The sequence below is a fragment of the Bacillus sp. RE35 genome, assembly GCF_052146655.1.
Lineage (GTDB): Bacteria > Bacillota > Bacilli > Bacillales > Bacillaceae_G > Bacillus_A > Bacillus_A cereus.
On record NZ_CP197377.1, the window covers coordinates 1199035 to 1214799 of the forward strand.

A 15765-nucleotide genomic window follows, 5' to 3' on the forward strand; every position below is an offset into this window, starting at 1 on the left:
GGGGGGACAAAAATGAAAGATCATACAATATTAGTCGTTGTTTGTGTAAATAATGAGGAGCTTTTCAAACAATGTGAGAGCCAAATAAGAAACATTTTTGTTCCCCCTGGTTATGTCGTGCAAATTTTTCCGATACGAGATGCGCAAAGTATGGCAAGTGCATACAACCGAGCTCTTTCATATCCAGCGAAATACAAAGTGTATATACATCAAGATACATATCTTATTAATCGAGACATGTTTTCTACACTTATATCTCTTTTTAAAGAAAATGAAAAGCTTGGTTTAATAGGAGTCGCTGGGGCTCAGTTTTTACCGAATAACGGGATATGGTGGGAAGGAAAAAATTTAGTAGGGAAAGTGATTGAGTATAGAAGACAGAATTATCAACTATTAAATTTAGATCAGGTTTTTTATGGTAATCAACCATTTTTGTCAGTTCAGGCAATTGATGGTTTATTCATGGCAACGCAGTATGATATTCCGTGGCGAGAAGATTTGTTTCAAGGGTTTCACTTTTATGATGTGTCACAGTCTTTAGAGTTTCAAAGGGCTGGTTATTTAATTGGTATCCCAAATCAAGCAAATTTATGGTGTATTCATTACAACGGGGATGAGTTTGATGCGGATACATATGAGAAGTACCGGAAAGTGTTTGTAGAACATTACAAAGATATATTATCTCCATCATAAAGGAGAGATGCAAAGTGAAAGGAATTATTTTAGCAGGTGGTACTGGATCGAGATTATATCCAATAACGAAAGTAACGAATAAACATTTACTTCCTGTTGGTCGGTATCCAATGATTTATCATGCGGTATATAAGCTAAAACAATGCGATATTACAGATATTATGATTATTACAGGTAAAGAGCATATGGGGGATGTTGTTAGCTTTTTAGGGAGTGGTCATGAATTTGGGGTTTCCTTTACGTATCGTGTGCAAGATAAAGCGGGCGGGATCGCACAGGCGTTAGGGCTTTGTGAAGATTTCGTCGGGAATGATCGTATGGTAGTTATATTAGGGGATAATATTTTTTCAGATGATATTCTTCCGTATGTTGAAGAGTTTGCAAATCAAAAAGAAGGTGCGAAAGTGCTATTGCAATCTGTAGAAGATCCCGAAAGATTTGGCGTAGCACATATTCAAAACCGAAAAATAGTTGAAATTGAAGAAAAGCCGAAAGAGCCGAAAAGTTCTTATGCGGTTACGGGAATTTATTTGTATGATTCGAAAGTCTTTTCTTATATTAAAGAATTAAAACCTTCTGCACGGGGAGAACTTGAAATTACAGATATAAATAATTGGTATTTAAAACGAGGGGTACTTACTTATAATGAAATGAACGGCTGGTGGACTGATGCGGGAACTCATGCTTCGCTTCAAAAGGCGAATACGTTAGCGCGTGATATTAATTTTGGGAAACAGTTTAACGGAGAATAGGTGAGAATATGAAAGTTGTAGAAACAAATTTTACCGATGCAAAATTGTTAGAACCGAGGTTGTTTGGAGACGAGCGTGGCTTTTTTTCAGAGAGTTATAATAAGCAGGTGCTAGAAACATTAGGGATAACGTATTCATTTGTACAGGATAACGTATCTTATTCGGCTAAGGCAGGAACGATTCGGGGACTACACTTTCAAAAAAAACCGAAAGCACAAACGAAACTCATTCAAGTTATGCAAGGGGCAATTTATGATGTTATCGTTGATTTACGAAAAAAATCACCAACATTTAAACAATGGAAAGGATATATTTTAAGTGCAGATAACCATCGGCAATTACTAGTGCCAAAAGGGTTTGCGCATGGATTTTGCACGCTTGTTCCGCATACTATCGTTATGTATAAAGTAGATGAATATTATAGCGCAGAGCATGACTCAGGATTACTTTGGGAAGATAAAGATTTAGCAATTCCTTGGCCAGTAACCGATCCTATATTGTCCGATAAGGATCAGATATTACCATTATTAGAGGAATATGAAGATAGTTTTTAAGTAGGAGCGTTGTTTATGAATATATTAGTAACAGGTGGGGCTGGATTTATTGGAAGTAATTTCGTTCATTACATGCTACAAAGTTATGAAACGTATAAAATTATTAATTACGATGCATTAACATATAGCGGGAATTTAAATAACGTAAAATCTCTTCAGGATCACCCGAATTACTCTTTTGTAAAGGGAGAAATTCAAAATGGAGAGCTATTAGAACACGTTATAAAAGAGCGGGATGTACAAGTGATTGTAAATTTTGCAGCTGAATCACATGTGGACCGTAGTATTGAAAATCCGATTCCTTTTTATGATACAAATGTAATTGGGACGGTCACTTTATTAGAACTAGTTAAAAAATATTCGCATATAAAACTTGTGCAAGTATCAACGGATGAAGTGTATGGCTCTTTAGGAAAAACAGGGAAGTTCACAGAGAAAACGCCGTTAGCTCCAAATAGTCCATATTCTTCAAGTAAGGCGAGCGCGGACATGATAGCTCTATCTTACTATAAAACATATCAATTACCGGTTATAGTAACGCGTTGTTCTAACAATTATGGGCCGTACCAGTATCCCGAAAAATTAATTCCGTTAATGGTTACGAATGCACTGGAAGGAAAAAAACTACCGTTATATGGTGATGGGTTAAATGTAAGAGATTGGTTACATGTAACGGATCATTGCAGTGCGATTGACGTTGTTTTGCATAAGGGACGTGTAGGAGAAGTATATAATATAGGTGGAAATAATGAAAAAACAAATGTAGAAGTTGTGGAACAAATTATTACTCTTTTAGGAAAAACAAAAAAAGACATTGAATATGTTACAGATCGTTTAGGGCACGATCGTCGTTATGCGATTGATGCAGAGAAAATGAAGAATGAATTTGATTGGGAACCGAAATATACGTTTGAACAAGGATTACAAGAGACGGTGAAATGGTATGAAAAGAATAAGGAATGGTGGAAACCACTAAAAGACCAGTAAGGGGCATGTTAAATGAAAGAGAGGGTTATCATAACAGGAGCAAACGGTCAATTAGGAAAGCAACTATTTGAAGAGTTAGACTCTGAAGAATATGATATATATCCATTTGATAAAAAGTTATTAGATGTGACAAATATATCCCGAATACAACAAGTGGTACAAGAAATAAAACCACATATAATTATTCATTGTGCTGCCTATACGAAAGTAGATCATGCGGAGAAAGAACAGGATCTTGCATATAGAATAAATGCAATCGGAGCTCGAAATGTAGCGGTTGCTTCACAATTAGTAGGGGCGAAGCTAGTTTATCTTAGTACTGATTATGTATTTCAAGGCGCCAGACCAGATGGATACGACGAATTTCATAGTCCAGCGCCGATAAATATATATGGGGCCTCTAAGTATGCGGGGGAGCAGTTCGTCAAAGAGTTACATAATAAATATTTTATCGTTCGCACATCGTGGCTATATGGTAAATATGGGAATAATTTCGTGAAAACGATGATGCGATTAGGAAAAGAAAGAGATGAAATATCTGTTGTAGCGGATCAAGTTGGCTCTCCTACGTATGTGGCGGATTTGAATATGGTTATTAATAAGCTCATTCATACTTCTTTATACGGTACATACCACGTATCAAACAGAGGCTCATGCTCTTGGTTTGAATTTGCACAAAAGATATTTTCGTACGCCAATATGAAAGTGAATGTATTACCTGTTTCAACGGAAGAATTCGGGGCTGCGGCTGCGAGGCCCAAATATTCTATTTTTCAACATAACATGCTAAGATTAAATGGTTTTTCACAAATGCCGTCTTGGGAAGAAGGATTAGAGCGGTTTTTTATAGAAACCAAAAGTCATTAACAAATTTCTGTTAATGACTTTTTTGTTTGCCTTTAAGCGGTTTTATGGTACTATAATTATAGTATCAGGTACTAATAACAAGTATAAGTATTTCTGGGAGGATATATCATGGAACTATTACAAGGGAAAACATTTGTTGTTATGGGCGTTGCGAACCAAAGAAGTATTGCATGGGGAATAGCTCGCTCTTTGCATAATGCAGGTGCAAAATTAATATTCACATATGCAGGAGAACGTTTAGAAAGAAACGTTCGTGAATTAGCGGACACATTAGAAGGACAAGAATCACTTGTATTACCTTGTGATGTAACGAATGATGAGGAACTTACAGCTTGCTTTGAAACAATTAAACAAGAAGTAGGTACTATTCACGGTGTAGCACATTGTATTGCTTTTGCAAATCGCGATGACTTAAAAGGTGAATTTGTAGATACTTCTCGCGATGGATTTTTACTTGCACAAAATATTAGTGCATTCTCTTTAACAGCTGTAGCAAGAGAAGCAAAAAAAGTAATGACAGAAGGCGGAAATATTTTAACGTTAACATACCTTGGCGGCGAGCGCGTTGTGAAAAATTATAACGTTATGGGTGTTGCGAAAGCTTCATTAGAAGCGAGCGTGAAATATTTAGCGAACGATTTAGGTCAACACGGTATTCGTGTTAACGCTATTTCTGCAGGACCAATTCGTACGTTATCTGCAAAAGGTGTAGGCGATTTCAACTCAATCTTAAGAGAAATTGAGGAGCGCGCACCACTTCGTCGTACAACAACGCAAGAAGAAGTTGGCGATACAGCAGTATTCCTATTCAGTGATTTAGCACGCGGTGTAACAGGAGAAAACATTCATGTTGATTCAGGGTATCATATCCTAGGATAAATATAATATTAATTTTTAAAGGACAATCTCTAAATGCTGAGATTGTCCTTTTTATTTGTTCTGAGAAAGAACGATTTTTAACGAAAGTTCTTACCACGTGATGAATATAACTATAATAGTACACGATTTATTTAGCTACGTATGGAAGTGGGAGGGACGAGTGTGAAGAATAAAAATAAAAGTTCAACAGTTGGAAAACCGTTGTTATATATCACGCAAGTAAGTTTAGAACTTGCTGCACCGAAAATAAAAAGGATTATCCTGACAAACTTTGAAAATGAAGATCAAAAAGAGAAAAGTAATAGACAAGAAAATATTGTAAGTAGTGCTGTGGAAGAGGTAATAGAACAAGAACAACAAGAAGAGCAGCAAGTGGAAGAAAAAATAGAAGAACAAGAAGAACAAGAAGAGCAAGAAGAGCAAGAACCAGAACCAGTAAGAACTGTCCCGTATAATAAATCATTTAAGGATATGAATAATGATGAAAAAATTCATTTTTTACTAAACCGCCCTCATTACATTCCGAAAGTAAGGTGCAGAATAAAAACAGCTACAGTCTCATATGTTGGATCGATCATATCGTATCGAAATGGTATTGTATCTATTATGCCGCAAAATAGTATGAGAGATATTAGGCTGTCTATAGATGATATCCAATCGATTAGTATGGCCGGTTTTTAAATATGTAAAGGTGGTAGAAAGCTTCTACCACCCCAATAGTTTTTTAGTTTACTTTACGATAGAAACGTCGCGTAAGCATTGAATCGCACAGAAACAGCTTAAATCAACAGTAATGCAAGTAGTTGTAGATATTAATCTTGCATTTGGTACAGCTAAAAACGTACAAATTGGATCGTCACCAGGTGGTACCGGAGAACTGTCACCTAAAACTACAGTTAATACACGTAGTACAGCACAGCTATCGTCATCTACACTTTCCACACGGAAAATTGGAGAACGGCAGCTAGTAAGGCTTGATGATGGTGCAAATGCTTCAAAAGGTTCTCCAGTTTTTGTGTATAAAATAAAAGGGCGTGTATTAGCTACTGATGCAGTATTGTGTGCACCTAAGAATGGGATTTCACAACCAGATCCACATGTTGTTGTAGAACAATCTTGTAATTCATTGATGAATTTTACAACGTCAACTACACAATGAGAAGAGCCATGGTGTTTATTTTCGTTACAACTCATTAATGTCACTCCTTATCTTCTTGTTTGTATTTACATTAATAAGATATTGGAGTCGAGGAGATTTGGTCACAATCTCAAGACCTTTTTTTTTAAATAGGCGAAAGAGGATAAGGGAAGGTGGAATCATGCTGTTTACAAGCTGGCTTTTATTTTTTATTTTTGCGTTAGCTGCTTTTAGGCTCACTCGTTTAATTGTTTATGATAAAATTACAGCCTTTTTGCGAAGACCATTTATTGATGAATTAGAGATTACGGAGCCGGATGGAAGTGTATCAACGTTTACAAAAGTGAAAGGTAAAGGATTAAGAAAGTGGATTGGCGAATTGTTAAGCTGTTATTGGTGTACAGGTGTATGGGTTAGTGCTTTTTTATTAGTCTTATATAATTGGATTCCTATCGTTGCAGAACCGTTACTTGCATTATTAGCTATTGCAGGAGCAGCAGCAATCATTGAAACGATTACAGGATATTTTATGGGAGAATAATATATTTTCATAATACGAGAAAAAGCGGAGTTTAAAAGAATGAGGGAACGGAAATAAAGAGTTGTTCATATAGTAAATAGACAGAATTGACAGTAGAGGAGATGTTTGCTGTGAGCAATAATCCAAGGCAAAATTCATATGACCTGCAGCAGTGGTATCATATACAGCAACAACACCAAGCACAACAACAGGCATATCAAGAACAATTACAACAACAAGGATTTGTGAAGAAAAAGGGATGCAATTGTGGGAAAAAGAAGAACACAATAAAACAATATGAAGAATGAAACACTCATGCTACTATGAGTGTTTTTTATTATATATAAAAAGCGGTATTTCTGTATTAGAAATACCGCTTTTTACTAGCTAATTTGTGCAACTGTTAATGCTGCAGCACGAATGTCTACAGTTCCAATTAACTGAACTGGCACAATTTGAATTAAGTCACCAGGATTTAAGTTAATAAGAATAACACCGCTGGATACGTCTACTTCACCAGTACCAATAACGTTAGAACGAACTGCTGTACCTGATCCAGGAATAATGTTAGCTGGTGTATTTAATGATAAGAAGAAACGACCAGCTTCTGGTGCAACAGGTGAGTTATCAAGACTAATTGTTAATGTATAACTGATTTGATAAATACCAGCTCGTAGAATTCGAATGCCATCTCCGACACTTACTGTATCATTTATTACAGGAACAGTAATATTTGGGTTTGGACTTACGCTAGGTAATAATAGTGGTGTAAATAGTGAAGCAAACTGAGGTGCAGACGCGTTGAAAGCAAAACCAAAGGCAGGTAGTGTACTAGCTGGCTTCGCCTCGCAATCGATTTTAGTAAATTCGCAATCAGAAGAGAACATGTTTTTCACTCCTTTATCTGTTTCTACTTTCAGTTAATGAAAAGGACAGGTTCTATGTTCTAGACAAGTTCCCAATTTTAAGAAATTTACATAAGAATACTCTTTAAGCATGGATTGGGTGGCAGAATTATCTGCCACCCAATCCATGCTTAACTCATTATTTAGTTTTAAATAGAAACATCGCGTAAGCATTGAATAGCGCAGAAGCAACTTAAATCAACAGTAATGCAAGTGGAGGTTGATATTAGTCTTGCATTTGGTACAGCTAAAAACGTACAGATTGGGTCGTCACCAGGTGGTACAGCGGTACCATCACCTAAAACTACAGTTAATACACGCAATACAGCACAGTCATCATCATCTATACTTTCTACGCGGAAAATGGGAGATCTGCAGCTAGTAAGGCTTGAAGATGGTGCAAATGCTTCAAAAGGTTCTCCAGTTTTTGTGTATAAAATAAAAGGACGTGTATTCGCTACTGATGCATTGTTATGTGCACCTAAAAATGGAACTTCGCAACCAGATCCACATGTTGTCGTTGCACATTCTTGTAGTTCATGTATAAAACGAACAACATTCGATACACAGTTGAAATCACACTCATGTTGATGATCTTCATTACAATTGCAGCTCATTATGTTCACTCCTTCTCGTGAGTTCTGACATACACTATTACAATATGAGTGGAATATGGCTGATATTACGTTAATTCTCACGATAAAAACAAGGAATTTATATAGGAGGGATGTACATAACGTGATATAAAAAAAAGACATCCTTATTTAGTGGATGTCTTTTCAGGTAAATCTTTTCGCACAGTATATAAAAAACGAGATATATCTAATTTCTTTCCTCTGAAAAATTGCGGAGAAGAAATATAAAGTTCTTCTTTCGCACGTGTAATGGCGACATACAGTAATCGGCGTTCTTCTTCTAACGCTTCAGAAGTTTCCGTAACACGATCATTTGCATCTTTTAAAGAAGAAGTGTGGGGCAGGATTCCATCACTCGCTCCAAGTAAAAAGACACATGGAAATTCAAGGCCTTTTGCGTTATGGATTGACATAAGTGAAACGGCATCTTTTTGCGGCATTGTTTTTAATGCTTCCATTTCTTTTTGACCTTGAATCGCCTCGTCAATAAATTGTAAATAAGCTGGAATATCGGTGAAACGAGTTGCAGACTCCAGTAATTCTTCCAACATTTCTTCTTGTATGTCTTTATGCATCGTAAAGGAAGAACGATCGTTACTTTGTAAGTACTCTAAATATTTTCCTTTACCATGAATGATTTCTTTTAATGCTTTTTTCGGTTCTAATTCTTTAATAAACTTAATAAAATCGATGCGCTCATTTACCTTTTTCACTTGAAAAGGTTTTAAGCTTGGATTTAATAGTAAGAAATGAAGAAGAGAAGGGAAGCGCCCCTCACCATATTTCCATTGTTCACGTTCAATAAATGAAATACAATCATCACGTCCGATATACATCGTCGGCAATATGTTTGAAAGTGATTCTAGTCGAAACGGCTCAATCACGAGTCTTAAATGATCTAATACAGGCTTAATTAAAGAATGTTCATAAAATGATTGGCTCGCCCCGTGTTTAATAAACGGGATTTTATGAATGGTAAGCTGATCAAGTAACGAACGACTTACAGAATGTGTGCGATACAGTAAACAAAAATCTTTATAGTTTCGGTCACCGCTATCTACTTTTTCTTGAATGAGCTGCAAAATTTGATTTGCTTCATCAAGAGTCGTAGCAGGTCTTGCATAAAAAGGTTGTACACCTTCCTCACGAACGGAGTATAGCTCTTTATCAAAACGTTCTTGATTTAATTTTATAACTTCATTTCCAAGCCCGACGATAAAGGGATTGGATCGATAATTCGTATTTAGTGCAATGATTGTTGTGTTATCAAATTCTTTTGGAAAAGATAAAATAATTTGGTGACTTGCCCCTCGCCAGCCATAAATTGCTTGATCATCATCACCTGCGATGAACAAATTATTTCTTGGCGTGGCTAACAATTTTACAATTTCATATTGTGCATAGGATGTATCTTGAAACTCATCTACTTCAATGTAGTGAAACCGTTGTTGTAATTGAGTTAGTAAAGGAGCATTATTTTCTAACATGTAATATGTTTCCAATAAGATGTCATCGAAATCAATATAATTGTATCGTTGTTTTACCTCTTCAAAACGTTCATATACTTCTTTAAATTCTTGTTCCACTGGTGTTTTCGCTTTTACATCTTTCGGACGATTTAATTTGTTTTTCTCAAGTGAAATCATCGCGAGCATCGTTTCCGCATCATAATCGTCTTTTAAACGCAATTCTTTTAAGATTTTCTTTATCATAATTTGTTTATGTTTTTCATTTGCTAAAATTTGCTGATTATAACCTTGACTACGAAGTAATTTTAAGAAAACAGAGTGGAATGTACCAGCAACAACGTAGCTACTTGCTGCATGATTCATACCTGGTAACTTCGCAACACGACTTCGGATTTCTTCAGCTGCTTTTTGTGTAAATGTAAGTAATAAAATATTTCGTGGATGAACTTGTTTTACATTTACTAAATAACCAACGCGAGTTGTTAAAACCGATGTTTTCCCGCTTCCAGCACCAGCTAGTGTAAGAACAGGACCTTCTGTTGTGCGCACGGCTTCTAATTGTTTTTCGTTTAAAAAAACATTTTGTTGTTCAAGAGCGCGGAAATAAGCCGCGTCTACATCTTCTTCCATAATTAAATGGGTAGATGTTTTCGGAATATGATATGTCGCACGCGGAATATCAGCGTGTGTTAACGATTTTTGTGAAAATTTTTCTTGTGTCATATGTTCACCTTCAAAACTATAGCATCAACATTTAACTTTAGCGGAAGAAAAAGAAAATAGCAATGTAAAAAAACAGGAGGGGTCACCTCCTGTTTTCAAATTACAATTTTTTTATCATTACAACGTGCGGGATATTTGCTTCCATAAATACATCAGAACTTGTTACATATCCAAGTTTTTTATAGAAATCTTCAGCATGTGTTTGAGCGTGAAGTTTCAATTTTGGTAGCGAATTTTCTTTTGCATACGCTTCAAGAGAATCCATAACAATTTTTCCAATCCCTTTTTTGCGATGGGAATTTAGCACGCAAATGCGTTCCATTTTTCCTATACCATCAAGGATGCGAAAACGTCCAGCACCAACTGGAACATCATTGTCATATATAACAACGTGTGTTGAAGTTTCTTCAAACTCATCGTACTCTTCTTCAGCAGAGACACGTTGTTCATTTACAAACACTTGTTTACGTACAGAGAATGCATCTCTTAGTTGTTCGTCCGTTTGTACAATCTGTGCGTGCAAATTAGTTGTTCCCCTTTCCAAGACGGAATGTTTCGTGTACAGTCCATGTTCCATTTTCTAATTGATATAGAAGATGGAAACGATCAATTGGTTGTTCGTAATAGAAATCTTTCATACGTAATCGGCCCAACACATCAGCATGCTCTGCATCTGATAAGCCTTGTCCGATTGTTAAATGAGGTACGAAAGCATATTCGCGTTCTTGCGTGAATAACCCGCTATGCATTTCTTCATTTAAGAAAGTAAGTTCAGGTGTTTTTTCTACTTTAAAGTAAAGGACGTTATTAACAGGTGCGAAAGAACCAACTTTCCCAACATGAAGGGTGAAAGGGTTCGTTTTACTTGCGATTGTATGTAACTCGTTTACAATCGACTCTAATTGTTCATCTTGCGCCTCAAAGGGTGTTTTCAATGTAATATGTGGCGGAACTAATGCGTAGTGCGGGTCATAACGTTTACGCAATCCGTTCGCTTTATCTTGAATCATTTTAGATGGAAAAATTACAATGCCTAATTTCATGTTCCAATTCCTCCCTTTGTAAGTCTAGTTAGATTTTGAGATAAATAAATCTCTTTATCTATTATATCAAATTATTCTGAATACTGCTCTCTATTATTTCATTGATAGAATATGAGAGAAGGCTTTCGGTAAATCAGTCTGCCAATATTTCCAAGTATGATTGCCTTCAAATTCCTCGTAATGCGTGATGAAGTTTCTATCTGTAAGAAGCGTATTTAACTCACGGTTCGGCCCTACGAAATCAGATACTTGTCCATCAGTACGCTTTACAGCCGTTTCTTCTGTACCGATGACGTGATACAGTTCTAACGCCTGTGGATCTTTGAATTCTTTTGCTAAGTTCATCACTGTCTCATCCACAAATGGTGATTGCATAACGACTTTACCGAATGTATGCGGATACATAAGTGCAGTCATAAAGGAAACTGTTCCGCCAAGAGAATCACCAATTAAAACACGACCTTTTCCCATTTGATACGTTGGATAATTTTCATCAATATATGGTGCAAGTTCATGAGCAAGGAAACGAATATATGCAGCATTTTTCACTTCATTTGGGAAATATTTTTCTTTACGATCATGTACATTTTTATATGGAATACCGACAATAATTGTACGGTCAATTTCTTCGGTTTCACGAAGGCGCTCAATTACACGGTGCGCTTTACCGAGCTGAAAATAATCTCTACCATCTTGTGCAATTACAACTGTATGTTTGTGCAGTGGTGTGTAATTTACTGGTAAATAAACGAGAAGTGTAACATCTTCTTGAAGTGATGCGCTATAAAATGAAATTTCTTCAATTCTCCCTATTGTTTGACTCATGTAGATCCCCCTAAATAAAAATTTACTGTAACGATTGTAAGAGCGACGCTTGTAGTGAAAAGGAAAGAAATATTCACTAATTGGTGCCTTAATTTCTATTTTACCATAATGGTACGAAGAATCTAAAAAATTAGTATTTAAGTTACGAAAGAAAACGGATATAATGAAGTGGGATTTTTGACAGGTGAGAGGGGAGACAGGATTTGAAACAAGAAAAATCAATCGCACTACCATTGGCTATTTCTATAATTGCCATTTCCTTTGCAGCAGTTTTTGTAAAGATGTCCTCAGCACCATCTTCAATATTAAGTATGTACCGCTTATGGATTATCGTACTTATTATGCTGCCTATCGTATGGAAAAAAAGAGAGGAATTTAATAGGATTCAAATGAAAGATTGGGGCTTTTTAATTGGATCTGGTTTCTTTTTAGCACTTCATTTTCTTTTATGGTTTGAATCTTTAAAGCATACAACAGTTGCTAGTTCAACAATTATTTTGGCGCTTCAACCAATCGTATCTTTAGTTGGAGGTTTTTTTCTATTTAAAGAAAGAACAACATATTCAGCCATTGCAACGATGGGAATCGCTATTTTGGGAGTAATGTGCATTGGTTGGGGAGATTTAGGTTTAAGTAAGCAAGCAATTTATGGTGACATATTATCCTTTCTAAGTGTAATAGCGGTTGTCGGTTATTTATTTATCGGGCAAACGACAGTGAAGAAAGTATCGCACTGGATTTATAGCTTTACAGTCTTTGCGTTCGCAGGTCTTTTTATGGGGATTTATAATGTCATATTACAAGTTCCCTTTACAGGTTATACGAGGTGGGATTGGACTGTTTTTCTTTTACTTGCAATTGTGCCAACAGTGTCACATGTAATTAATAACTGGCTATTAAATTATGTAAATGCAACGACAATTTCAATGAGTATTTTAGGAGAACCTGTTGGAGCATCTATACTTGCGTTCTTCTTACTTGGAGAAAAATTAAATGCAATGCAAATTATCGGTAGCATGCTCGTATTGTTTGGTGTATCTGTTTTCTTACTGCAGCAACAAAAACGTACAGCAAAAAATGTCGTAAACGAGCCGGTGTATACACAGGAATTATAGTGTTAGGGGAGAAAAGAGAAGTTGTGATACTTCTCTTTTTGTTTTTTTATAGAAATACGGGTGTAGAAGGGGGAGGAAAATGGAATTTCCATCAAAAAAAGATGTATGGTTACATCCAATTTTTTTTATTGTTGTAGGCGCCTGTTTTGCTCCTATATTTGCAGGGAGAGAATATTTCCTTTTGCTTTTTACAATTCCATTAGCAATGTTGTTTAGTTGGAGTTGATTTTTGGCAAAATATATTGCCGGGAAAGAAACAATTACGATTAGATCGGGTCTCGTTACAAAACGTATATTTATACGAGATATAAAACAAATTTCAAATACGAAAAATCCAATAGTAGCTCATGCATTATCATTTGAACGACTTGAAATTGTTTACGATACACATAAAAACAGAAATTATTTCTCCAAGAAATAAAGAACAATTTATTAACCTTGTAAAAAGTAAAAACTCAAATATTGAAACAAAGTAAAAGAGTGGCTACGAAGCCACTCTTTTACTTTGGGTTTGTCATATAAGGTTGTACGTGAATGACACATAGGTCACGGAATTTGCCTTCAGCAGTTGTGACAATTACGACTGCTTTACCTGCACTTTTTCCAGTAATCGTCACGGTGTCACCTTTTGGATATATGGTGATGATATCAGAATTCATATTTGACCAAATAAGCTCTTTATTCGTTGCTTGTATTGGCAAAGTAGAAGCTGCTAACACAATGTTTTGTCCCGTTTTTATTTTTAATTTATGTTTTTCCATATGAACACCGATGACTGAAATAACAGAAGGAGCAATTGAAATTTTAGGCGGGTTAGGTTGCATGTTTAAACAAGACGCAGAAGTATTTGTGATAGGTGAAAATTTTCGTGTTTGTTGTTGCTGGAAAGCTGCTAACATGTTGGAGTCCCCTTTCTGTATAAGTGCTGATACTCATACTATAAAGGAGTAGTGTTATGTTAAATTTAACGAAACATAAAGAATTTGTTAAATTTGATAAGAAGATTGTCGAACTGTAAAAAATCTCTGCTGTTACGATAACAGCAGAGATTTTTTTATAAATTATGACGATGTTGTTTTTCGAAATCCTCAAATTGCTCTTCAACTTCTTTTGAAGGTTGTGTTAGTAAACTAACAATTACGATGGCTAGTAAACTAATAGCGAAACCTGGAATCATTTCATATAAGAAATCTTTTAAGAATTTGAATTGAGTCCAGATAATAACAGTAGCGGCACCAGAAATCATACCAGCAAGCGCGCCCCATTTCGTCATACGCTTCCAATATAAGCTTAATAAAATAGCAGGTCCGAATGAAGAACCAAAACCAGCCCAAGCGTATCCAACAAGAGCTAAAATCGTATCATTTTGTTTAAACGCTAAAGCGCACCCAACTAATGCAATAACAAGTACAGCCATACGACCGACAAATACAAGTTCTTTATCAGATGCAGAACGTTTGAAGAATGTACGATATAAGTCTTCCGTTACGGCACTAGAAGTAACGAGTAACTGAGATGAGATTGTGCTCATAATCGCTGCTAAAATAGCGGCTAATAAAAATCCAGTAATAAGTGGGTGGAATAAAATTTTCCCAAGTTCAAGGAAAATTGTTTCTGGGTTAGATAATGTTAACTCTTGTTGTGAATAGTAAGCAATACCAATAAGACCAGTAAACATAGCTCCGACAACAGAGAAAATCATCCAGCTCATACCAATTCTTCGTGCGCTTTTAAGTTCTTTTACAGAAGCGATTGCCATAAAGCGTACGATAATATGAGGTTGTCCGACATAACCAAGGCCCCATGCGAATAGAGAAATCATTCCTAAAGTAGAGGCACCTTTAAAAATATCTAGACGTGTTGGATCTACAGATCGAATTGTATCAAATGCAGGTCCAAGTCCGTTCGAATTCATAATTGTTACGATAGGAACAAGAATAAGAGCAACTACCATAATGATTCCTTGCACGAAGTCTGTCCAACTTACTGCTAAGAAACCACCAAATAATGTGTAAGCTACAACAACGCCTGCTACAATGAATAATCCAACATGATAGTTCATGCCAAATGAATTTTCAAATAATACAGCGCCTGAAACTAATCCTGAAGCTACATAGAAAGTAAAGAAAATCATAATAACAAGTCCAGATACTAAACGTAGCATATGAGATTTGTCGTGGAAACGGTGTTCCAAAAATTCTGGGATAGTAATAGAGTTATTTGCAATTTCTGAGTAGGTACGTAAGCGAGGAGCGACATAAAGCCAGTTTGCGTATGCGCCTAGTGTTAGGCCGATCGCAATCCAACTACTACTTAATCCAACGCTAAACATTGCACCGGGTAATCCCATTAAAAGCCAACCACTCATATCGGATGCTCCAGCACTTAATGCTGTTACTGCGGGGCCTAGTGTACGCCCGCCAAGCATATAATCTGTTAAGTTGGACGTTCGTTTGTAGGCGAAATAGCCAATTACTAACATCCCGAGCATGTAGATAGAGATCGAAGTTAAAGTTAACATCTGCGTACTCATGTAGTTCCCCTTCCTTTTGTCATGTCTTTTGATGCGTTATGCATATTTATAATCTATCATGATTATTCTGAAAAATCCATATAGAAATATGAATTTTCAGAAATGTAAGCGTTTTTTGATGTCATTT

19 protein-coding genes and 1 pseudogene are annotated in these 15765 nt (G+C 36.0%); 11 read left to right on the forward strand and 9 right to left on the reverse strand.

Features of this window, described 5'->3' with window-relative positions; translation table 11 throughout:
• The first annotated feature begins 12 nt into the window (after positions 1-12).
• The 7 genes from ACTL4X_RS06260 (at position 13) to ACTL4X_RS06290 (ending at position 5413) form a co-directional block, all read left to right on the forward strand.
• Positions 13-693: a glycosyltransferase family protein gene (locus tag ACTL4X_RS06260; protein ID WP_000651524.1), complete on the forward strand. Its 681-nt coding sequence runs from the start codon at positions 13-15 to the stop codon at positions 691-693.
• Between the two features lie 14 nt (positions 694-707).
• Positions 708-1445, forward strand: a complete 738-nt coding sequence (locus ACTL4X_RS06265; RefSeq protein ID WP_000676157.1) for a sugar phosphate nucleotidyltransferase — start codon at positions 708-710, stop codon at positions 1443-1445.
• An 8-nt stretch (positions 1446-1453) separates the two neighbouring features.
• Complete coding sequence (gene rfbC / locus ACTL4X_RS06270) at positions 1454-1999, forward strand: dTDP-4-dehydrorhamnose 3,5-epimerase (RefSeq protein ID WP_000869415.1); 546 nt, start codon at positions 1454-1456, stop codon at positions 1997-1999.
• Between the two features lie 15 nt (positions 2000-2014).
• Positions 2015-2986 (forward strand): dTDP-glucose 4,6-dehydratase, encoded by a 972-nt coding sequence (rfbB, locus tag ACTL4X_RS06275; protein WP_001024171.1) that lies wholly within the window; start codon positions 2015-2017, stop codon positions 2984-2986.
• Positions 2987-2998: 12 nt separating this feature from the next.
• Positions 2999-3853, forward strand: coding sequence for a dTDP-4-dehydrorhamnose reductase (gene rfbD, locus ACTL4X_RS06280; protein ID WP_048538157.1), 855 nt, complete (start codon positions 2999-3001; stop codon positions 3851-3853).
• A 108-nt stretch (positions 3854-3961) separates the two neighbouring features.
• Positions 3962-4732 carry an enoyl-ACP reductase FabI gene (gene fabI / locus ACTL4X_RS06285; protein WP_000421886.1) on the forward strand — a complete coding sequence of 257 codons (771 nt, stop codon included), beginning with the start codon at positions 3962-3964 and terminating at the stop codon, positions 4730-4732.
• 141 nt (positions 4733-4873) lie between these two features.
• Positions 4874-5413, forward strand: a complete 540-nt coding sequence (locus ACTL4X_RS06290; protein ID WP_086402118.1) for a spore coat CotO family protein — start codon at positions 4874-4876, stop codon at positions 5411-5413.
• 48 nt (positions 5414-5461) lie between these two features.
• Here the strand turns inward: ACTL4X_RS06290 and exsY are convergent, their stop codons facing one another.
• Entirely contained in the window at positions 5462-5926 is a 465-nt protein-coding gene (gene exsY / locus ACTL4X_RS06295) for an exosporium assembly protein ExsY (protein WP_001277744.1), read from the reverse strand.
• A 125-nt stretch (positions 5927-6051) separates the two neighbouring features.
• Here exsY and ACTL4X_RS06300 point away from each other — a divergent pair, with 125 nt between their 5' ends.
• A complete protein-coding gene (locus ACTL4X_RS06300; protein WP_000899662.1) occupies positions 6052-6411 on the forward strand; it encodes a DUF1360 domain-containing protein in 360 nt (119 codons plus the stop codon).
• 101 nt (positions 6412-6512) lie between these two features.
• Positions 6513-6698, forward strand: coding sequence for a hypothetical protein (locus ACTL4X_RS06305; RefSeq protein ID WP_029948404.1), 186 nt, complete (start codon positions 6513-6515; stop codon positions 6696-6698).
• A gap of 75 nt (positions 6699-6773) precedes the next feature.
• Here the strand turns inward: ACTL4X_RS06305 and exsF are convergent, their stop codons facing one another.
• The 6 genes from exsF to ACTL4X_RS06335 form a co-directional block, all read right to left on the reverse strand.
• Entirely contained in the window at positions 6774-7277 is a 504-nt protein-coding gene (gene exsF, locus ACTL4X_RS06310) for an exosporium protein ExsF (RefSeq protein WP_000492939.1), read from the reverse strand.
• A gap of 167 nt (positions 7278-7444) precedes the next feature.
• Positions 7445-7912 carry a spore coat protein CotY gene (gene cotY, locus ACTL4X_RS06315; protein WP_001277719.1) on the reverse strand — a complete coding sequence of 156 codons (468 nt, stop codon included), beginning with the start codon at positions 7910-7912 and terminating at the stop codon, positions 7445-7447.
• Positions 7913-8055: 143 nt separating this feature from the next.
• Positions 8056-10122 (reverse strand): ATP-dependent helicase, encoded by a 2067-nt coding sequence (locus tag ACTL4X_RS06320; RefSeq protein WP_000191197.1) that lies wholly within the window; start codon positions 10120-10122, stop codon positions 8056-8058.
• Positions 10123-10222: 100 nt separating this feature from the next.
• Positions 10223-10645, reverse strand: a complete 423-nt coding sequence (locus tag ACTL4X_RS06325; protein WP_000543296.1) for a GNAT family N-acetyltransferase — start codon at positions 10643-10645, stop codon at positions 10223-10225.
• 1 nt (position 10646) lies between these two features.
• Positions 10647-11165, reverse strand: a complete 519-nt coding sequence (locus ACTL4X_RS06330) for a YjcG family protein (RefSeq protein WP_000765863.1) — start codon at positions 11163-11165, stop codon at positions 10647-10649.
• 93 nt (positions 11166-11258) lie between these two features.
• Complete coding sequence (locus ACTL4X_RS06335; RefSeq protein WP_000084013.1) at positions 11259-11990, reverse strand: alpha/beta hydrolase; 732 nt, start codon at positions 11988-11990, stop codon at positions 11259-11261.
• A gap of 203 nt (positions 11991-12193) precedes the next feature.
• Here ACTL4X_RS06335 and ACTL4X_RS06340 point away from each other — a divergent pair, with 203 nt between their 5' ends.
• On the forward strand, positions 12194-13105 hold the full coding sequence (locus tag ACTL4X_RS06340; RefSeq protein ID WP_000806943.1) for a DMT family transporter: 912 nt from the start codon (positions 12194-12196) through the stop codon (positions 13103-13105).
• Positions 13106-13184: 79 nt separating this feature from the next.
• A pseudogene (locus ACTL4X_RS06345) lies at positions 13185-13581 on the forward strand (PH domain-containing protein).
• Between the two features lie 24 nt (positions 13582-13605).
• Here ACTL4X_RS06345 and ACTL4X_RS06350 read toward each other — a convergent pair.
• Together ACTL4X_RS06350 and putP are read right to left on the reverse strand one after the other, a co-directional pair.
• The gene (locus ACTL4X_RS06350; RefSeq protein WP_000878731.1) at positions 13606-14004 is read right to left on the reverse strand and encodes an Ig-like domain-containing protein; all 399 of its coding nucleotides are present in this window, start codon (positions 14002-14004) and stop codon (positions 13606-13608) included.
• Positions 14005-14159: 155 nt separating this feature from the next.
• A complete protein-coding gene (putP, locus tag ACTL4X_RS06355) occupies positions 14160-15638 on the reverse strand; it encodes a sodium/proline symporter PutP (RefSeq protein WP_000107208.1) in 1479 nt (492 codons plus the stop codon).
• Positions 15639-15765: the final 127 nt, after the last annotated feature.